Genomic DNA, 17279 nt, shown 5'->3' on the forward strand with positions numbered 1-17279 from the left:
CGGCAGGCCGCCTCTTTTCGGCCCAGACAACAAGGAATTTCCCGATGAGCATGCTCAAAGACCCGTCTTCGAAATACCGCGCGTTTCCCGTCATCAACCTGCCGGATCGTACCTGGCCGTCGAAGACCATCGACGCCGCGCCGATCTGGTGCAGCTCCGACCTGCGTGACGGCAACCAGTCGCTGATCGAACCAATGGACGCGGCGAAGAAGCTGCGCTTCTGGAAAACCCTGGTGCAGGTCGGCGTGAAGGAGATCGAAGCGTCGTTCCCGGCCGCGTCGCAAACCGACTTCGACTTCGTGCGCACGCTGATCGAAGAAGGCCACATCCCGGACGACACCACCATTCAGGTACTGACCCAGGGCCGTGAAGACCTGATTGAGCGCACCTTCGAATCCCTGCGCGGGGCGAAGAAAGCCATCGTTCACCTGTACAACGCCACTTCGCCTTCTTTCCGTCGCATCGTCTTCAACCAGGACAAGGACGGTATCAAGGCCATCGCCGTCAACGCTGCCAAGCTGTTCGTCAAATACGCAGCCATGCAGCCGGAAACCGAGTGGACCTTCGAATACTCGCCGGAAACCTTCAGCGCTACCGAGCTGGAATTCGCCAAGGAAGTCTGCGACGCCGTGATCGAGGTGTGGAACCCGACGCCTGAGCACAAGATGATTCTCAACCTGCCGGCCACGGTTGAATGCGCGACGCCGAACGTCTACGCCGACCAGATCGAATGGTTTGGTCGCAACATCAACCGTCGTGACAGCGTGATCATCAGCCTGCACACCCACAACGACCGGGGCACCGGCGTGGCCGCCACCGAGCTGGGCCTGATGGCCGGCGCCGACCGCGTCGAAGGCTGCCTGTTCGGCAACGGCGAGCGCACCGGCAACGTCGACCTCGTCACCGTCGCGCTGAACATGTACACCCAGGGCGTCGACCCTGAGCTGGACTTCTCCGACATCGACGGCGTGCGCAAGGTCGTCGAAGAGTGCAACCAGATCCAGGTCCACCCGCGTCATCCGTACGTTGGCGACCTGGTTCACACCGCGTTCTCCGGCTCGCACCAGGACGCAATCCGCAAGGGCTTCGCCCAGCAGAAACCGGACACCCTGTGGGAAGTGCCGTACCTGCCGATCGACCCGGCCGACATCGGTCGCAGCTACGAGGCGGTGATCCGCGTCAACAGCCAGTCGGGCAAGGGCGGCATCGCTTACTTGCTGGAGCAGGAATACGGCATCAGCCTGCCACGGCGCATGCAGATCGAGTTCAGCCAGGTCGTGCAGCGTGAGACCGACCGTTTGGGCCTGGAGATGACGGCCAAGCAGATTCACTCGCTGTTGATCAGCGAATACCTGCAGGCCAACACTCCGTATGCGCTCGTCAGCCATCGTCTGCAGGAAGAAAACGGCAACAGCGCCGTCGAAGTGGAAGTGGCCAGCAAAGGTCAGGGCGAAACCAACCTGCACTGGCGCGGCAAGGGCAACGGCGCGCTGGAAGCCCTGGTCGCCGGCCTGCCGATTCCGGTGGAAATCATGGACTACAACGAACACGCGATCGGCGCGGGCACCAATGCCAAAGCGGCGGCCTACATCGAACTGCGGGTGAACGGTGAACGTGCAGTGCACGGCGTGGGTATCGATGAAAACATCACCACGGCGAGTTTCAAGGCACTGTTCAGCGCGCTGAACCGCTCGCTGAGCCAGCCAGAGGCGAAAGCGGCGTAATCCGACTGCTGAAATGCGAAGGCCCCGGAGTGTGAGCTCCGGGGCCTTTTTTTGCCTACAGGTTTCTGGCTGACTTTTATGGCCCCTTCGCGAGCAGGCTCGCTCCCACATTTGGAATGCATTTCCCTGTGGGAGCGAGCCTGCTCGCGAAGGCGTCCTGACAGGCGCTGGGAGTATCAGGTGAACTCGAAAGTGTCGGCATCCAGGTTCGCCGGAAAGCGCTCGCGATACGCCGCCAACGGCGCCGCTTCCACAATCACCTTGAACACGCCATCCGCCTCCCCCGCCGCCAGCAACGTCTCGCCCTGGAAATCCAGCACCTGACTGTCGCCGGTATACGCGAAGCCTTTGCCATCGCTGCCCACCCGATTTACCGCTGCCACGTAGCAGAGATTTTCAATCGCTCGTGCCGGCAGCAGGCGGTTCCAGTGCAGACGCCTTGCGCCCGGCCAATTGGCGGTGTACAGCAGCAGATCGGTGTCCTGCGCGTCGCGGCTCCACACCGGGAAACGCAGGTCGTAGCAGATCAGCGGACGAATCCGCCAACCCTTGAGCTCGAACTGCACCTGACGCTCGCCCGGCGTGTAATGATTGTGCTCGCCGGCCATACGAAACAGGTGACGCTTGTCGTAATGCAGCACTTCACCGTCCGGCCGCGCCCACAGCAAGCGGTTGCGATGGCTGCCGTCAGCCGCCTGTATGATCACGCTGCCAGTGATGACCGCATCGAACTTCGCTGCCTGCGCCCGCAGCCATTTGCTGCTCGGGCCGTTTTCGGCTTCGGCGAGGGTTTCCGATTCCATCGAGAATCCGGTGGTGAACATCTCCGGCAGGATGATCAGATCGGCGCCCCGGGCCTGTTCCAGCAACAACTCGAAGTGCTCGAGGTTGGCCCGGCGGTCGTGCCAGGCCAGGCTGGTCTGGATCAGCGCCAGGGTCAGGTCTGGCAATGCACTCAGATCACGCATAGTTTCGCCGCCGCTTCACGCAGCGTCTCCTCGCGTTTGGCAAAGCACAGGCGTATGAGGCGCTGGCCTTGCGGTGGATTCTGGTAGAACACCGACACCGGAATGCTCGCGACACCATGCTCGCGAGTCATCCACATGGCCATCTCAACATCGTTCAGATCCGGACGGATCTGCGAATAATCGACCAATTGGAAATAGGTGCCAGTGACCCGGGTAAAACTGAAGCGCGACGGCGCGAGCAGATCGCAGAACAGATCGCGCTTGGCCTGATAGAAACCCGGCAGCTCTTCAACGTGCTCCGGGTGCTCGGCCATGTAATCGGCCAGCGCGTATTGCAGCGGCGTGACGCCACAGAAACTGACGTACTGATGCACCTTGCGCAGTTCGGCGGTCAGCGCTGGCGGGGCGACGACATAGCCGGTTTTCCAGCCGGTGACGTGGTACGTCTTGCCGAACGAACTGATCACGAACGCGCGCTGATACAGCTCTTCATGGGCCAGCACGCTGACATGCGGCACGCCGTCGAAGACCAGGTGTTCGTAGACTTCGTCGCTGATCAGATAGATGTCGCGATCACGGATCAACGCCGCCAGTTGATCGAGCTCGTCGCGGCTGATCAATGCGCCGCTGGGGTTGTGCGGGGTGTTGATGACGATCATTTTCGTCCGCGGACTGAGGGCCGCTGCGAGTTGATCGAAATCGATGGAGAAATCGTCCGGATTCAGTTGCACATGTACGCAACGACCACCCGCCAGCTCCGTTGCCGGTGCGTAACTGTCGTAGCATGGATCGAAGACGATGACTTCATCGCCTCTGTGAATCACTGCCTGAATCGCGCAGAAGATTGCCTGAGTCGCACCGGGCGTTACCGTCACTTCATGATCGGCATCGACAGTCACGCCATAGCTGCGCGCGATCTTGGCCGCGATCTGCTGACGCAACGCCGGCAAACCGGTCATCGGCGAATACTGGTTATGGCCACTGGCGATATGCCGCCCGACCGCATCACGCAACGACTGCGGGCCGTCGAAATCCGGGAAACCCTGGGACAGGTTGATCGCGCCGGTCTGCGCCGCGAGCTGAGACATCTGCGTGAAAATAGTGATGCCGACATTCGGCAGCTTGCTGGTGATCATCGGGGGTTCTCTGCTCAACACCCGGCTCTGACGACGGCGCGGGAGAGCCCGAGGATAGCCCATCCGGCGCCCATAAAAAAAGGGCGCCAAACGGCGCCCTTCTCTCATTGAACAAACCCAATCCTGTGGCGAGGGGATTTATCCCCGTTCCGGCTGCGAAGCAGTCGCAAACCCGTTGAATGCGGTTTGACTGATACACCGCGGACACAGGTTTTGGGGCTGCTGCGCAGCCCATCGGGGATAAATCCCCTCGCCACAAAAGCCCCACACAAAATTGTGCAGGGCCTCGGATCACTTCTTGTCGCGGCGCTTCTTGCTGGCTTTCTTGTTGTGCGACATCAAGCGACGCTTCTTGTTGACCTGGCGGTCGGTCAGCGTGTTCTTGTTGCCTTCGTACGGGTTCTCGCCGCCCTTGAACTCGATGCGGATCGGCGTACCGACCAGCTTGAGTACACGACGGTAAGTGTTCTCCAGATAGCGCACGTACGACTTCGGCACTTTCTCGATCTGGTTACCGTGGATCACGATGATCGGCGGGTTCGCACCACCGAGGTGAGCGTAACGCAGCTTGATCCGACGGTTGTTGACCATCGGCGGCGCGTGCTCGCCCACCGCATCTTCGAGAATCTGGGTCAGACGGTTGGTCGGCCAGCGGGTAACAGCGGACTTGAACGAGTTCTGCACCGAAGCGTAGAGGTTGCCCACGCCCGTGCCGTGCAACGCCGAGATGAAGTGAATGTCGGCGTAGTCGACGAAGAACAGACGACGTTGCAGCTCGACTTTCACAAAGTCGCGCTCGCTCGGCGTCATGCCATCCCACTTGTTGATCGCGATGACCAGCGCACGACCGGATTCGATCGCGAAGCCCAGCAGGTTCAGGTCGTGATCGACCACACCCTCGCGGGCGTCCATCACGAAGATCACCACGTTGGCGTCTTTGATCGCCTGCAGGGTTTTGACCACGGAGAATTTTTCGACTTCTTCGTGGATCTTGCCGCGCTTGCGCACACCGGCGGTGTCGATCAGCGTGTACTTCTCTTCATTGCGCTCGAACGGAATGTAGATGCTGTCGCGGGTGGTGCCCGGCTGGTCGTACACGATGACCCGGTCCTCACCAAGCATGCGGTTGACCAGGGTCGACTTGCCGACGTTCGGACGACCGATGATGGCGATCTTGATCCCGTCTTTTTCGCTCGGACCAGGAATGCGCTTGGCTTCCTCGCCTTCGGCAACGACTTCTTCCTCTTCGCCTTCAGCCGGCTCGTCATCATCGCGCGGGAATTCGCTCAGGGCGGCTTCCAGCAGTTGCGTGATGCCACGGCCGTGGGCGCCGGCGATCGGGATCGCGTGGCCCATGCCCAGCGGGGCGAATTCGGCACGGGCCATTTCCGGGTCGATGTTGTCGACCTTGTTGGCAACCACGTGGGAACGCTTGTTACGTTTGCGCAAATGCTCGGCGATCATCTGGTCGGCAGCGGTAAAACCGGCCTTGGCATCTACCAGAAACAGCACCACATCGGCTTCTTCGATGGCCAGCAGCGACTGCTCGGCCATTTTTTCGTCCATACCATGTTCGTCACCGGAGATACCGCCGGTGTCGATCAGAATGTAGGAACGCCCTTGCCACTTGGCCTCACCGTACTGGCGATCACGGGTCAGACCGGACAGGTCGCCGACGATGGCGTCACGAGTCCTGGTCAGGCGGTTGAACAAGGTGGACTTGCCGACGTTCGGTCGGCCCACCAGGGCGATTACGGGAACCATGCGGCTCTCCACTTCGTTATTTCAGAAAATACAAAAGCCGCTGCGAGGCAGCGGCTGGTGCTCGGGGCAACACCCGGGGGCGCTGCAAACCCTGCTGATGCAGGGCCGCTTGGGGATGAACCCCAAGCATAGTTGTTACTTGATGGTCAGGGCTTCCAGTTTGCCGCTGTTGCCATACACATAAATCGTGTCGCCCACCACCAGCGGACGAGCACGCAGGCCGTCGCTGTCGATGCGCTCACGGCCGACGAAACGACCGTCGACCTGACTCAGCAGATGCAGATAACCTTCCAGGTCACCCACAGCTACGTAGCTGGAGAACACTTCCGGTGCCGACAATTGACGGCGAGCCAGCGAATCGTTGCTCCACAGTGCGGTGGTCGAACGCTCGTCGACGCCTTCAACGGTGCCCGAGGACAGGCTCACGTAGACGCTGCCGAAACCCTGAGCGATACCGGCGTAGCTCGACGCATCGCGCTGCCACAGTTGACGACCGCTTTCCAGGTCCAGTGCCGCAACGCGACCCTGATAGCTGGCCACGTACAGCGTGCCGCCCGACAGCAGCAGACCGCCGTCGATGTCGACGACGCGCTCCAGCTCCGAACGACCTTGTGGAATGGCGATGCGTTGTTCCCACACCGGCACGCCGTTGGAGATGTCCAGCGCGACCACTTTACCGGTCGACAGGCCAGCTACGGCCAGGCGGTTGGTGACCAGCGGAGCACTGGTGCCACGCAGGGTCAGGACCGCCGGGGTGCTGTCATACACCCAGCGCTGGTTGCCGGTGGCAGCGTCCAGCCCGATCAGACGATCGTCCTGGGTCTGCACGACGACCACGTCGCCATTGTTGGCCGGCGGCGCGAGCACTTCACTGTTGACGCGGGCACGCCACTTCTCTTCACCGTTGCTGGTGTCCAGAGCGACGACTTCGCCACGCAGCGTACCGATCAGTACCAGACCATAACCCACGCCGACGGCGCCGGAGACAGGCAGTTCCAGATCCTGGTCCCACTTCACGTCGCCGTTGCTGCGATCCAGCGCCATCACCACACCAGTCACATCGGCGGCGTAGATGGTGTCACCGTCGATCGCCGGCACCAGCATGTTGTAGGTTTCGCCCTGACCGTCACCGATCGAGCGGCTCCACTGCTTCTGCAGAACGACTTCTTCTTTGAAGTCGGTCAGTTCGGCCGGTGGCAATTCTTTCTTGCTGTTGCTGCTGCAACCCGCGGCCAGAAGGGCCAGAGCCAGCAATGCTGCATGCTTCCAACGGATCACGTCACGCATCCCCTTTGGCCAGGTCGTCGAGCTTGATTTGAAGGCCACCGACCGCCGCTTCATCCGACAGTGCCGCCTTGGCTTTTTGATACGCCTTGTTCGCGTCATCGGTACGGCCCAAGCGCACCAGCAGGTCGCCCTTGAGTTCTTCGCGAGTGGCCAGGAACGCTTTGTCGGCATCGCCGTCGAGCAGTTTCAGGGCGTCTTCGGCCTTGTCCTGCGCGCCCAGCACCTGCGCCAGACGCTGACGGGCGATTTCGCCCAGCGCCGGGTTGGCCGGTTTGTCGACGATGGCTTTGAGTTCGGTTGCCGCGTCGTCCAGCTTGCCGCTGTCAACCGCCACTTTGGCGACGAACAGGCTGCCGTATTGCGCATAGGCAGAACCGCCGTATTCGCTGTTGAGCTTGCCGGCCAGGTCCGCAACGCGGGCGGCATCAGGCTTGCCGTCAGGCGTCAGCGTGGTTTCCAGCAATTGCTGATAGAGCACCGAGGCGCCTTGCGACTGGTTGCTCTGGTACTTGTGATAGGCCTGCCAGCCGAACACGATGACCAGCGCCAACAGGCCGCCGGTGACCAGAGGTTTGCCGTTGCGTGTCCACCAGTCCTTCAAATCCGCCAACTGTTCGTCTTCGGTACTCGACACCCCAATACTCCTTAATCGCTAAATCGGCTGTTAAGACAGCTTCAACCCTGCACGACGCAGGTGGCCAGGTGAGCGGCAAGCGCATCCCAGGCAATGCTTTGTTGTTCGCCCTGGCCACGCAGGGGTTTGAAACCTACCACTTGCTGGGCCATTTCGTCGTCACCGAGGATCAATGCGTACAGCGCACCGCTCTTGTCGGCCTTCTTGAACTGGCTTTTGAAACTGCCGGCGCCGGCATTGACTTGCAGGCGCAGGTTTGGAAGTTCATCGCGAACCCGTTCGGCCAGGGCCAGACCGGCCAGCTCGGCTTCTTCACCGAAGGCGCAGAGGTAGACGTCGACCTGACGGGAAATTTCCTGCGGAATCTGCTCAAGGGTTTCGAGCATCAATACCAGACGCTCGATGCCCATGGCGAAACCGACGCCCGGGGTTGGCTTGCCGCCCATCTGCTCGACCAGACCGTCGTAACGGCCGCCCGCGCACACGGTGCCCTGGGCGCCGAGCTTGTCGGTGACCCATTCGAAAACGGTTTTGCTGTAGTAATCGAGGCCACGCACCAGTTTCGGGTTGAGCACGTAAGGAATGCCGACGGCATCCAGACGCGCCTTCAGGCCTTCGAAGTGAGCGCGGGACTCGTCGTCGAGGTAGTCGGCCATTTTCGGCGCATCAACCAACACCGCTTGAGTGTCGGCATTTTTCGTGTCGAGCACGCGCAGCGGGTTGGTTTTCAGACGACGCTGGCTGTCTTCATCGAGCTTGTCGTGGTGCGCCGAGAGGTACTCGACCAGCGCTTCACGATAGCGACCACGGGATTCGCTGGTGCCAAGGCTGTTGAGTTCGAGCTTGACCGCATCACGAATGCCCAGCTCGCCCCACAGGCGCCAGGTCATGATGATCAGTTCGGCGTCGATGTCCGGACCGTCGAGGTTGAACACTTCCAGACCGATCTGGTGGAACTGGCGATAACGGCCTTTTTGCGGACGCTCGTGGCGGAACATCGGGCCGATGTACCAGAGTTTCTGCACCTGACCACCGCCGGTGATGCCGTGCTCAAGCACGGCACGCACGCACGCAGCAGTACCTTCCGGACGCAGGGTCAGGGAATCACCGTTGCGGTCTTCGAAGGTGTACATCTCTTTTTCGACGATATCGGTGACTTCGCCGATCGAGCGCTTGAACAGCTCGGTGAACTCGACGATCGGCATGCGGATCTGCTTGTAACCGTAGTTATCCAGCAGACGCGCCACAGTGCCTTCGAAATAACGCCACAGCGGGGTCTGTTCGGGCAGGATGTCGTTCATGCCACGAATGGCTTGCAGAGACTTGCTCACAAAATTTCCTTAATTCGTTCGATCAGCCGCGCGCGATAACGGCAGCGTCAGCTTCGACCTTTTCGGCCGCTTTCTGGCGGATCAGCTTTTCCAGCTCGTCCACCAGATTGTCATTCGTCAGCTTCTGCGACGGCTTGCCGTCGATGTAAATCAGGTTTGGCGTGCCGCCGGTCAAGCCGATATGGGCTTCCTTGGCTTCGCCGGGGCCGTTGACCACGCAACCGATGACCGCGACATCCAGCGGCACCAGCAGGTCTTCAAGGCGCCCTTCCAGCTCGTTCATGGTTTTCACCACATCGAAGTTCTGCCGCGAGCAGCTCGGGCAGGCGATGAAGTTGATGCCACGGGAACGCAGATGCAAAGACTTGAGAATGTCGTAACCGACCTTCACTTCCTCGACCGGGTCGGCCGCCAGCGAGATGCGGATAGTATCGCCAATCCCTTCGGCGAGCAGCATACCTAGGCCCACGGCGGATTTCACCGTGCCCGATCGCAAACCGCCGGCTTCGGTGATGCCCAAGTGCAACGGCTGAACGATTTCTTTCGCCAGCAGGCGGTAGGCTTCGACGGCCATGAACACGTCGGAGGCTTTCACGCTGACCTTGAAGTCCTGGAAATTCAGGCGTTCGAGGTGTTCAACGTGGCGCAGCGCGGATTCGACCAGTGCCGCCGGGGTCGGCTCGCCGTATTTCTTTTGCAGGTCTTTTTCCAGGGAACCGGCGTTGACGCCGATCCGGATCGGAATGCCGCGATCACGCGCCGCATCGACCACGGCACGCACGCGGTCTTCGCGACCGATGTTGCCCGGATTGATGCGCAGACAGTCCACACCCAGTTCGGCCACGCGCAAGGCGATTTTGTAGTCGAAGTGGATGTCAGCCACCAACGGCACTTTGACCAGTTGCTTGATCTTGCCGAACGCCTCGGCGGCGTCCATGTCCGGTACCGAGACGCGAACGATGTCGACGCCGGCGGCTTCCAGACGATTGATCTGCGCCACGGTCGCGGCGACGTCATTGGTGTCGCTGTTGGTCATGCTCTGCACAGCGATCGGCGCGTCGCCGCCCACCGGTACGTTGCCGACCCAGATCTTGCGCGATTCGCGACGTTTGATTGGAGATTCGCCGTGCATGACTTATTGACCCAACTTCAGGCGAGCAGTCTCGCCACTGGTGAACGGAGCGATATCGACCGGTTGGCCGTTGTAGCTGACCTGTGCCGCGCGGGCAACGCCCAGACGTACGGCGAGCGGCGGCTTGCCGGAAACACTCACGCTGTCGCCTTTATGCTTCAGGCCGCTGAAAATCACTTTGCCACGGCCATCGGTCACCTGTGCCCAGCAATCGCCGGTGAACTGCAACTGCACCTGGCCTTCGCCGGCAACCGGAGCAGCTGCTTCAGCGCTTGGCGCTTGAGCAACCGGCGCGGTCGGGGCAGGTGTCGCTGGGACATTCGGCGCTGGAGTGGCCGGAGCCGCCACCACTGGCGCAGGCGTCTGTGCCGGTGCGCTTGGCGCAACTGCCGGGGCAGCTGGCTCGGTCGCTGGCGCAGCAGATTCGGCGCCGGTCGATTCAGCACTGGTTTCCGACTGCGGCAAGGCCAGCGTTGTCGAACTGTCGGCCTGATTTTCGGCGACAGCCTGATCTTCCGGCTCGTCGATCGGGTGGATCTGCGTGGTGCCGTCCGCGCCTTCGACTTCGACGTGTTCCGGCGCCAGGCTGGTCAGATCGCGGGTGCGCTGCGAGGTCTGATCCTGCCACCAGACGAAACCGCCGCCGATGACCGCGATCAGCAGCAACAGGCTGACGATACGCAAAATGGTGTGGGAAACCCGCACCGGCTCTTCGATACGACCGAGGGCGTGAACGTTGCTGCCCTGGGAATCGGTGCCGGTGGACTGGTCGAATTGCTGAACCAGAACGGTCTGGTCCATGCCGAGCAATTTGGCATAGGCGCGAATGTAACCGCGAGCGAAGGTATGCCCCGGCAGCTTGTCGAAAGCGCCGGCTTCAAGATTGCTCAGGGACGTCACGGTGAGGTTGAGCTTGAGGGCCACTTCGGCCAGCGACCAGCCATTGCTTTCGCGGGCCTGGCGCAGGGTCTCACCGGGATTTACGCGATTCGCTGCTACAACTTCGGGATGCGCCGCTTTCATCATTGCTCCGACAGGTATTGCTGATATTCCGGCGTACCGGGATAGAGTCGTTTTAATTGCAGACCGTAACTGGCTGCCTTGTCGCGATCTTCAAACACTTTTGCCAGCCGAACGCCGAGCAATAGACTACGTGCATTTTGTTCGGTGAGCTGGCTGAAACGGTCGTAATAGTCACGCGCGGGCACATAATGCCTGTCTTCGAAGGACAACTCAGCCATTTCCAGCAATGCGCGTGGTTGTTGGCGATTCAGGCGCAGGGCTTTTTCCAGCTGTTGCTGGGCCAGATCACGCTGGCCAAGCTTGGCGGCGGTCATGCCGAGGTTTTCGAAGACCCGCGAGCGCTCAGGATACAGGGTATCGGCGGCCGCTTGTTCAAAACGCTCGTAGGCTTCCTTGTAGCGCTGTTCTTCGTAGAGAAAACTGCCGTAGTTGTTGAGGATGCGTGCATCGGTGGGACGTGAGGACAAGGCCTTGCGAAAGTGCTCGTCGGCAAGTGCCGGCTCCATCTCGGCCTGAAACACCAGACCGAGGGCCGCATTGGCGTCAGGGTCGGAACCGTCCAGCTCCAGCGCTTTCTTCAACGGCACCTTGGCGCGCTCGGTCATGCCCTGCTGCAGGTAGCCCAGCCCCAGCTGCACGTAGGCAGCCCGCGCTTCATCGCGGCCCTTGCTGGTCTTCATCGGGTTGTAGTCACCCGACAGGACACAGCCAGCGCACAGGCTGGCCAACAGCAACAGCAGCGCAAAGCGCAGGGACATAGAGATCCTCTCTTAGTTAGTGTTCGCGGCGTTCTGTGCCAGATCGCTGTCGGCGCTCAACTCGCGCACGGCGATGTAACGTTCGCTGCGACGGGTGCGATCCAGCACCTGCCCTACCAATTGACCACATGCGGCGTCGATGTCTTCACCACGGGTGGTGCGCACGGTGACGTTGAAACCGGCCTGATGCAACTGATCCTGGAAGCGGCGGATGGCATTGTTGCTCGGCCGCTCGTACCCGGAGTGCGGGAACGGGTTGAATGGGATCAGGTTGATCTTGCACGGGATGTCTTTAAGCAGCTCGATCATTTCCACTGCGTGCTCAAGCTTGTCGTTGACGTCCTTGAGCAAGGTGTACTCGATGGTCAGCACACGTTTCTCGCCAAGGGCGGACATGTAGCGCTGGCACGACTCGAGCAGCATCTTAAGCGGATATTTCTTGTTGATCGGCACCAATTGGTTACGCAATGCGTCATTCGGTGCATGCAGGGACAACGCCAGGGATACGTCGATGTGCTTGGCCAGCTCATCGATCATCGGCACCACACCCGAGGTGGACAGGGTCACGCGGCGCTTGGAGATCCCGTAGCCGAGGTCATCCATCATCAGATGCATGGCGGCGACGACGTTGTCGAAGTTCAGCAACGGCTCGCCCATGCCCATCATCACCACGTTGGTGATGGCGCGGTCGACGGTGGCCGGGACGCTGCCGAAAGATTTGTTGGCAATCCACACCTGACCGATGACTTCGGCGGCGGTGAGGTTGCTGTTGAAGCCTTGCTTGCCGGTGGAGCAGAAACTGCAATCCAGGGCACAGCCTGCCTGGGACGAAACGCACAAGGTGCCGCGTTTGCCCTGGGGAATGTACACGGTCTCGACGCAGCTGCCGGACGCCACGCGCACCACCCATTTACGGGTGCCGTCGCTGGAGATGTCCTCGCTGACCACTTCCGGACCACGCACTTCAGCAATGGCCTTGAGCTTGTCGCGCAAGGCTTTGCTGACGTTCGTCATGGCGTCGAAATCATCGACGCCAAAGTGGTGAATCCATTTCATTACCTGACCGGCACGGAAACGCTTCTCCCCGATTGAGTCGAAGAATTTTTCCATTTCCGGCTGGGTCAGACCCAGCAGGTTTGTTTTAACAGTCGATGTAGTCATGGATTCACCTTCACTCTGCAAGCAATGCTTAGCGAGTGGTTACTTCAGTAGCTGCGAAGAAGTAAGCGATTTCGCGAGCGGCAGCAGCTTCGGAGTCCGAACCGTGAACGGCGTTGGCGTCGATCGATTCAGCGAAGTCAGCACGGATGGTGCCGGCAGCAGCTTCTTTAGGGTTGGTAGCGCCCATCAGCTCACGGTTGCGAGCGATAGCGTTTTCACCTTCCAGAACCTGAACGACAACCGGACCGGAAGTCATGAAAGCAACCAGGTCACCGAAGAAACCGCGCTCGCTGTGCTCAGCGTAGAAGCCTTCGGCTTCGGCTTTGGACAGTTGCTTCAGTTTCGAAGCTACAACGCGCAGGCCAGCGTCTTCGAAGCGAGTGGTGATCTTGCCGATCACGTTTTTAGCAACGGCGTCAGGCTTGATGATGGAGAAAGTACGTTGAACAGCCATGGTGTAACTCCAGAAACGGTAATTTGCGAAAAATTAAACCCGCGAATTATACGCGGGTTCTTGGGTATTGCCTAACCTGCGAGACGATCAGTCCAATTCTGCGGCCCAAAGCTCCTGAACCGCTTCAAGCACCCTCTCGCCGACCCGGCCAGAAGTAGCATCGAAGTCAGGCAGCTCAAGGATCATCTGCTGCAGACGGACAAAACCTACAGAGTATGGATCGAGCCCCTCGTGGGCCTCGGCCAGCTCTTCTGCAATGCGTTGAACATCATTCCAACCGTAGCTCATGACAGTCTTACCAGTCAGTGCGGCGCTTCGGCCGCATGGTTAAGCGAATATTTCGGAATCTCGACGGTGAGGTCTTCCTCACCGACGATGGCCTGGCAAGCCAGACGCGATTGCGCCTCAAGGCCCCAGGCACGGTCGAGGAAGTCCTCTTCCAGCTCGTCAGCCTCTTCCAGCGAGTCAAAACCCTCGCGGATGATGCAGTGGCAGGTGGTGCAGGCGCAGACGCCGCCGCACGCGCTTTCCATCTCGATATGGTGCTCGTGGGCCAGTTCGAGAATCGATGTGCCGGGCGCAGCCTCGACCACCATGCCTTCAGGGCAGAACTTCTCGTGGGGCAGAAAAATGACCTGCGGCATCAGATATCCTCGATTTCATTCAGGTTGCGCCCCGACAGAGCGGCTTTCACCGTCAGATCCATGCGGCGGGCAGCAAAAGCATCGGTCACTTGCGACAGACGCTTGGTCTGCTGCTCGATGGCGTAGCCATCGGTACCTTTCATCAGTTCGGCCAGTTCCTGCATTTGCAGTTCGATGACCATGCGCTCTTCGGCGTCGAGCAATCGCTCGCCATCGGCCTCCAGCGCGCCCTGCACCGCTTCGAGCAGGCGCTGGGCATCGACTTGCTGCTCACGCAGAACGCGGGCGACCTTGTCGTCATTGGCGTGCTGGAACGAATCCTTGAGCATCTTGGCGATTTCGCCATCGGTCAGACCATAGGAAGGTTTGACCTGAATGCTCGCCTCAACGCCCGAGCCCAATTCACGGGCAGACACGCTGAGCAGACCGTCGGCGTCGACCTGGAAGGTCACGCGAATTTTCGCCGCACCGGCCACCATCGCCGGAATGCCGCGTAATTCGAACCGTGCCAGAGAGCGGCAATCGCTGATCAGCTCGCGCTCGCCCTGCAAGACGTGGATCGCCATGGCCGACTGGCCGTCTTTATACGTGGTGAAATCCTGAGCGCGCGCGACGGGGATGGTGGTGTTGCGCGGAATCACCTTCTCCATCAGACCGCCCATGGTTTCCAGCCCCAGGGACAGCGGAATCACGTCGAGCAGCAGCAGTTCGCCGCCATCGCGCTTGTTGCCAGCCAGGGTGTCGGCCTGGATCGCGGCCCCAATGGCCACCACTTGATCCGGGTCGATTTCCGTCAATGGCTGACGACCGAAGGCTTCGGCAACGGCTTCACGCACGCGCGGCACGCGGGTCGAACCGCCGACCATGACCACGGCGTGGACGTCTTCCAGTTCGATACCGGAATCGCGAACGGCGCGGCGGCAGGCTTTCAGGCTGCGCGCGACCATCGGTTCGATCAGCGCATCGAAGGCTTCGCGGGTCAGCTGTGCTTTCCAGTCGCCGTAAGCCACTTCCACACTGGCCGCATCGGTCAGGGCTTCTTTGGCCGCGCAGGCGGTTTGCAGCAGATTGCGTTGCGCGCCCGGGTCGAGATCGGCGGACAGGCCAGCACTATCGATGATCCAGCCGGCAATCGCATGATCGAAGTCATCGCCGCCCAGCGCGCTGTCGCCGCCAGTGGCCAGAACTTCGAAAACGCCGCCAGTCAGACGCAGAATGGAAATATCGAAGGTACCGCCACCAAGGTCATAAATTGCAACCAGGCCTTCAGCATGTTGATCCAGACCATACGCCACAGCAGCAGCGGTCGGCTCATTGAGCAGACGCAACACGTTCAGACCGGCGAGTTTGGCCGCATCTTTGGTGGCCTGACGCTGCGCATCGTCGAAGTAGGCAGGAACGGTGATTACCGCGCCAACCAGTTCGCCACCCAAGGTCGCTTCAGCGCGCTGACGCAGGACCTTGAGGATATCGGCGGAGACTTCAACCGGGCTTTTCGGGCCTTGCACGGTGTCGATGAACGGCATGTGCGATTCGCCGCCGACAAAGCGGTACGGCAGTTGCTCGCCCAATTGCTTGACGTCGGACAGACCACGACCCATCAAGCGCTTGACCGAGAGCACGGTGTTAAGAGGATCGGAGGATGCCGCCAGCTTGGCGGACTCACCGACTTCGACGCGGTCGGCGTGATAACGCACGGCGGACGGCAGGATGACCTGCCCGTTGGCGTCGGCCAGCGGTTCGGAAAGACCACTGCGCAGCGCAGCGACCAGCGAATTGGTAGTACCCAAGTCGATGCCCACAGCCAGACGGCGCTGGTGCGGTTGAGGACTTTGGCCGGGTTCGGCGATCTGCAGTAGAGCCATGGTGATCAGGTCTTGTCTGTCTGTCAGCGTGCAATCAGGGCAGCACTGGGTTAATCGTCGAGGCGCTCTTCCAGCTGGCGCACTTCGTAGGTGAGCTTGTCGAGGAACTGCATGCGCCGCATCAGGCGTTCGGCCTGTTCACGTTGCGCTGCATCATCCCAACAGGCTGCGAAGCTTTCGTTGAGCTGTTCCTGAGCCGCCTTCAAACGACGCTTGAATACCGCGACACCGTCGAGGTCGGCACTGTCCTGCAGATCTTCGAGCTCTTCGCGCCATTGCATCTGCTGCAGAAGAAACTCGGGATCGTGGACGGTGACTTCCATCGGCACTTCATGCCCGCTGATTTTCAGCAGGTAGCGTGCGCGCTGGGCCGGGCTCTTGAGCGTCTGATAGGCGTCGTTGAGCCGCGCCGATTGCTCGAGTGCCGAGCGCTGCTCGCGCTCGGAAGCGTCGGCAAAGCGGTCAGGATGGACGCCGCGCGCCAACTCACGGTAGCGCGTGGCCAACTGCTCGAGGTCCAGGCGGAAGCTCGGTTGCAGCTCGAATAAAGCGAAATGACAAGGAATACCCACGACCAGCCTCAGATGTTGAAGCTTTCGCCGCAGCCACATTCACCGCGCACGTTGGGGTTGTTGAACTTGAAGCCTTCGTTCAACCCTTCCTTGACGAAGTCGAGCTCGGTGCCGTCCAGGTAGGCCAGGCTTTTCGGGTCGATGATCACTTTTTCGCCGTGACTCTCGAACACCTGATCTTCCGCCACCACCTCGTCGACAAACTCCAGCACGTAGGCAAGGCCGGAACAGCCTGTGGTGCGAACACCCAGACGAATCCCTTCACCTTTGCCGCGCCCGTCGAGGGAGCGCCGCACGTGTCGAGCAGCCGCTTCTGTCATGCTGATAGCCATCGTTGACTCCTTACTCGTCGCCGAATCTTGAAATTCAGATCAAGCCTTTCTTCTGCTTGTAATCGCGAACAGCCGCTTTGATAGCGTCTTCAGCGAGCACGGAGCAGTGGATTTTCACTGGCGGCAGGGCCAGTTCTTCGGCCAGCTGAGTGTTCTTGATGGTTTCGGCTTCGTCCAGGGTCTTGCCCTTCATCCACTCGGTGGCGAGGGAGCTGGAGGCAATGGCCGAACCGCAACCGTAGGTCTTGAACTTGGCGTCTTCGATAACGCCCTGATCGTTGACCTTGATCTGCAGACGCATCACGTCGCCGCACGCCGGAGCGCCGACCATGCCGGTGCCGACATCAGGATCTTCCGCGTTCATCTTGCCGACGTTGCGCGGGTTTTCGTAGTGGTCGATGACCTTTTCGCTGTAAGCCATGATTCTCAATCCTCACTCATCAGGGCCGCTCTTGAGACCCTGCAACTGCGCTGCGTTAACCGCCGCGTCGCTA

General features: G+C 60.5%; 18 protein-coding genes. 1 reads left to right on the forward strand and 17 read right to left on the reverse strand.

Features of this window, described 5'->3' with window-relative positions:
- Window positions 1-44 precede the first annotated feature (44 nt).
- The gene (gene leuA, locus AB4N85_RS16335; RefSeq protein ID WP_016773339.1) at window positions 45-1724 is read left to right on the forward strand and encodes a 2-isopropylmalate synthase; all 1680 of its coding nucleotides are present in this window, start codon (window positions 45-47) and stop codon (window positions 1722-1724) included.
- 176 nt (window positions 1725-1900) lie between these two features.
- Here the strand turns inward: leuA and AB4N85_RS16340 are convergent, their stop codons facing one another.
- The 17 genes from AB4N85_RS16340 to iscU all read right to left on the reverse strand — a co-directional run bounded on the left by AB4N85_RS16340 (window position 1901) and on the right by iscU (window position 17206).
- On the reverse strand, window positions 1901-2692 hold the full coding sequence (locus AB4N85_RS16340; RefSeq protein WP_252868234.1) for an amidohydrolase: 792 nt from the start codon (window positions 2690-2692) through the stop codon (window positions 1901-1903).
- Entirely contained in the window at window positions 2680-3828 is a 1149-nt protein-coding gene (locus tag AB4N85_RS16345; protein WP_252868235.1) for a pyridoxal phosphate-dependent aminotransferase, read from the reverse strand. The genes AB4N85_RS16340 and AB4N85_RS16345 overlap by 13 nt, the downstream gene beginning before the upstream one ends.
- A 291-nt stretch (window positions 3829-4119) precedes the next feature.
- Window positions 4120-5592, reverse strand: a complete 1473-nt coding sequence (gene der / locus AB4N85_RS16350; RefSeq protein ID WP_024014210.1) for a ribosome biogenesis GTPase Der — start codon at window positions 5590-5592, stop codon at window positions 4120-4122.
- Between the two features lie 135 nt (window positions 5593-5727).
- Window positions 5728-6879 carry an outer membrane protein assembly factor BamB gene (gene bamB / locus AB4N85_RS16355; RefSeq protein ID WP_016773335.1) on the reverse strand — a complete coding sequence of 384 codons (1152 nt, stop codon included), beginning with the start codon at window positions 6877-6879 and terminating at the stop codon, window positions 5728-5730.
- A complete protein-coding gene (locus AB4N85_RS16360) occupies window positions 6872-7513 on the reverse strand; it encodes a tetratricopeptide repeat protein (protein WP_016773334.1) in 642 nt (213 codons plus the stop codon). The genes bamB and AB4N85_RS16360 overlap by 8 nt, the downstream gene beginning before the upstream one ends.
- Before the next feature lie 41 nt (window positions 7514-7554).
- On the reverse strand, window positions 7555-8844 hold the full coding sequence (hisS, locus tag AB4N85_RS16365) for a histidine--tRNA ligase (protein ID WP_024014212.1): 1290 nt from the start codon (window positions 8842-8844) through the stop codon (window positions 7555-7557).
- A 22-nt stretch (window positions 8845-8866) separates the two neighbouring features.
- A complete protein-coding gene (gene ispG / locus AB4N85_RS16370; RefSeq protein ID WP_016773332.1) occupies window positions 8867-9976 on the reverse strand; it encodes a flavodoxin-dependent (E)-4-hydroxy-3-methylbut-2-enyl-diphosphate synthase in 1110 nt (369 codons plus the stop codon).
- Between the two features lie 3 nt (window positions 9977-9979).
- Entirely contained in the window at window positions 9980-10999 is a 1020-nt protein-coding gene (locus tag AB4N85_RS16375; RefSeq protein WP_095181707.1) for a RodZ domain-containing protein, read from the reverse strand.
- Window positions 10999-11757 carry a type IV pilus biogenesis/stability protein PilW gene (gene pilW / locus AB4N85_RS16380; RefSeq protein WP_073473307.1) on the reverse strand — a complete coding sequence of 253 codons (759 nt, stop codon included), beginning with the start codon at window positions 11755-11757 and terminating at the stop codon, window positions 10999-11001. The genes AB4N85_RS16375 and pilW overlap by 1 nt, the downstream gene beginning before the upstream one ends.
- Window positions 11758-11769: 12 nt before the next feature.
- Complete coding sequence (gene rlmN, locus AB4N85_RS16385) at window positions 11770-12918, reverse strand: dual-specificity RNA methyltransferase RlmN (RefSeq protein ID WP_024014215.1); 1149 nt, start codon at window positions 12916-12918, stop codon at window positions 11770-11772.
- A gap of 28 nt (window positions 12919-12946) precedes the next feature.
- Window positions 12947-13372: a nucleoside-diphosphate kinase gene (ndk, locus tag AB4N85_RS16390; protein WP_024014216.1), complete on the reverse strand. Its 426-nt coding sequence runs from the start codon at window positions 13370-13372 to the stop codon at window positions 12947-12949.
- Between the two features lie 87 nt (window positions 13373-13459).
- Window positions 13460-13660, reverse strand: a complete 201-nt coding sequence (gene iscX / locus AB4N85_RS16395) for a Fe-S cluster assembly protein IscX (protein ID WP_460065080.1) — start codon at window positions 13658-13660, stop codon at window positions 13460-13462.
- A gap of 14 nt (window positions 13661-13674) precedes the next feature.
- Window positions 13675-14016, reverse strand: coding sequence for an ISC system 2Fe-2S type ferredoxin (gene fdx, locus AB4N85_RS16400; protein WP_016773327.1), 342 nt, complete (start codon window positions 14014-14016; stop codon window positions 13675-13677).
- Window positions 14016-15881: a Fe-S protein assembly chaperone HscA gene (hscA, locus tag AB4N85_RS16405; protein WP_375122645.1), complete on the reverse strand. Its 1866-nt coding sequence runs from the start codon at window positions 15879-15881 to the stop codon at window positions 14016-14018. The genes fdx and hscA overlap by 1 nt, the downstream gene beginning before the upstream one ends.
- Window positions 15882-15931: 50 nt before the next feature.
- Complete coding sequence (hscB, locus tag AB4N85_RS16410) at window positions 15932-16453, reverse strand: co-chaperone HscB (RefSeq protein WP_016773325.1); 522 nt, start codon at window positions 16451-16453, stop codon at window positions 15932-15934.
- An 8-nt stretch (window positions 16454-16461) separates the two neighbouring features.
- Window positions 16462-16785, reverse strand: coding sequence for an iron-sulfur cluster assembly protein IscA (gene iscA / locus AB4N85_RS16415; protein ID WP_003227904.1), 324 nt, complete (start codon window positions 16783-16785; stop codon window positions 16462-16464).
- A gap of 34 nt (window positions 16786-16819) precedes the next feature.
- Window positions 16820-17206: a Fe-S cluster assembly scaffold IscU gene (iscU, locus tag AB4N85_RS16420; protein WP_003227907.1), complete on the reverse strand. Its 387-nt coding sequence runs from the start codon at window positions 17204-17206 to the stop codon at window positions 16820-16822.
- Between the last annotated feature and the right edge of the window lie 73 nt (window positions 17207-17279).

The organism is Pseudomonas sp. H1_G08, from assembly GCF_054681355.1.

Bases quoted from the DNA above. Each gene is read 5' to 3' on its own strand.
- ispG (WP_016773332.1), bottom strand. From the start codon at position 9,976: ATGCACGGCGAATCTCCAATCAAACGTCGCGAATCGCGCAAGATCTGG.
- bamB (WP_016773335.1), bottom strand. From the start codon at position 6,879: ATGCGTGACGTGATCCGTTGGAAGCATGCAGCATTGCTGGCTCTGGCC.
- ndk (WP_024014216.1), bottom strand. From the start codon at position 13,372: ATGGCTGTTCAACGTACTTTCTCCATCATCAAGCCTGACGCCGTTGCT.
- hscA (WP_375122645.1), bottom strand. From the start codon at position 15,881: ATGGCTCTACTGCAGATCGCCGAACCCGGCCAAAGTCCTCAACCGCAC.
- AB4N85_RS16345 (WP_252868235.1), bottom strand. From the start codon at position 3,828: ATGATCACCAGCAAGCTGCCGAATGTCGGCATCACTATTTTCACGCAG.
- fdx (WP_016773327.1), bottom strand. From the start codon at position 14,016: ATGCCGCAGGTCATTTTTCTGCCCCACGAGAAGTTCTGCCCTGAAGGC.
- iscU (WP_003227907.1), bottom strand. From the start codon at position 17,206: ATGGCTTACAGCGAAAAGGTCATCGACCACTACGAAAACCCGCGCAAC.
- rlmN (WP_024014215.1), bottom strand. From the start codon at position 12,918: ATGACTACATCGACTGTTAAAACAAACCTGCTGGGTCTGACCCAGCCG.
- iscX (WP_460065080.1), bottom strand. From the start codon at position 13,660: ATGAGCTACGGTTGGAATGATGTTCAACGCATTGCAGAAGAGCTGGCC.
- iscA (WP_003227904.1), bottom strand. From the start codon at position 16,785: ATGGCTATCAGCATGACAGAAGCGGCTGCTCGACACGTGCGGCGCTCC.
- leuA (WP_016773339.1), top strand. From the start codon at position 45: ATGAGCATGCTCAAAGACCCGTCTTCGAAATACCGCGCGTTTCCCGTC.
- AB4N85_RS16340 (WP_252868234.1), bottom strand. From the start codon at position 2,692: ATGCGTGATCTGAGTGCATTGCCAGACCTGACCCTGGCGCTGATCCAG.
- der (WP_024014210.1), bottom strand. From the start codon at position 5,592: ATGGTTCCCGTAATCGCCCTGGTGGGCCGACCGAACGTCGGCAAGTCC.
- AB4N85_RS16375 (WP_095181707.1), bottom strand. From the start codon at position 10,999: ATGAAAGCGGCGCATCCCGAAGTTGTAGCAGCGAATCGCGTAAATCCC.
- pilW (WP_073473307.1), bottom strand. From the start codon at position 11,757: ATGTCCCTGCGCTTTGCGCTGCTGTTGCTGTTGGCCAGCCTGTGCGCT.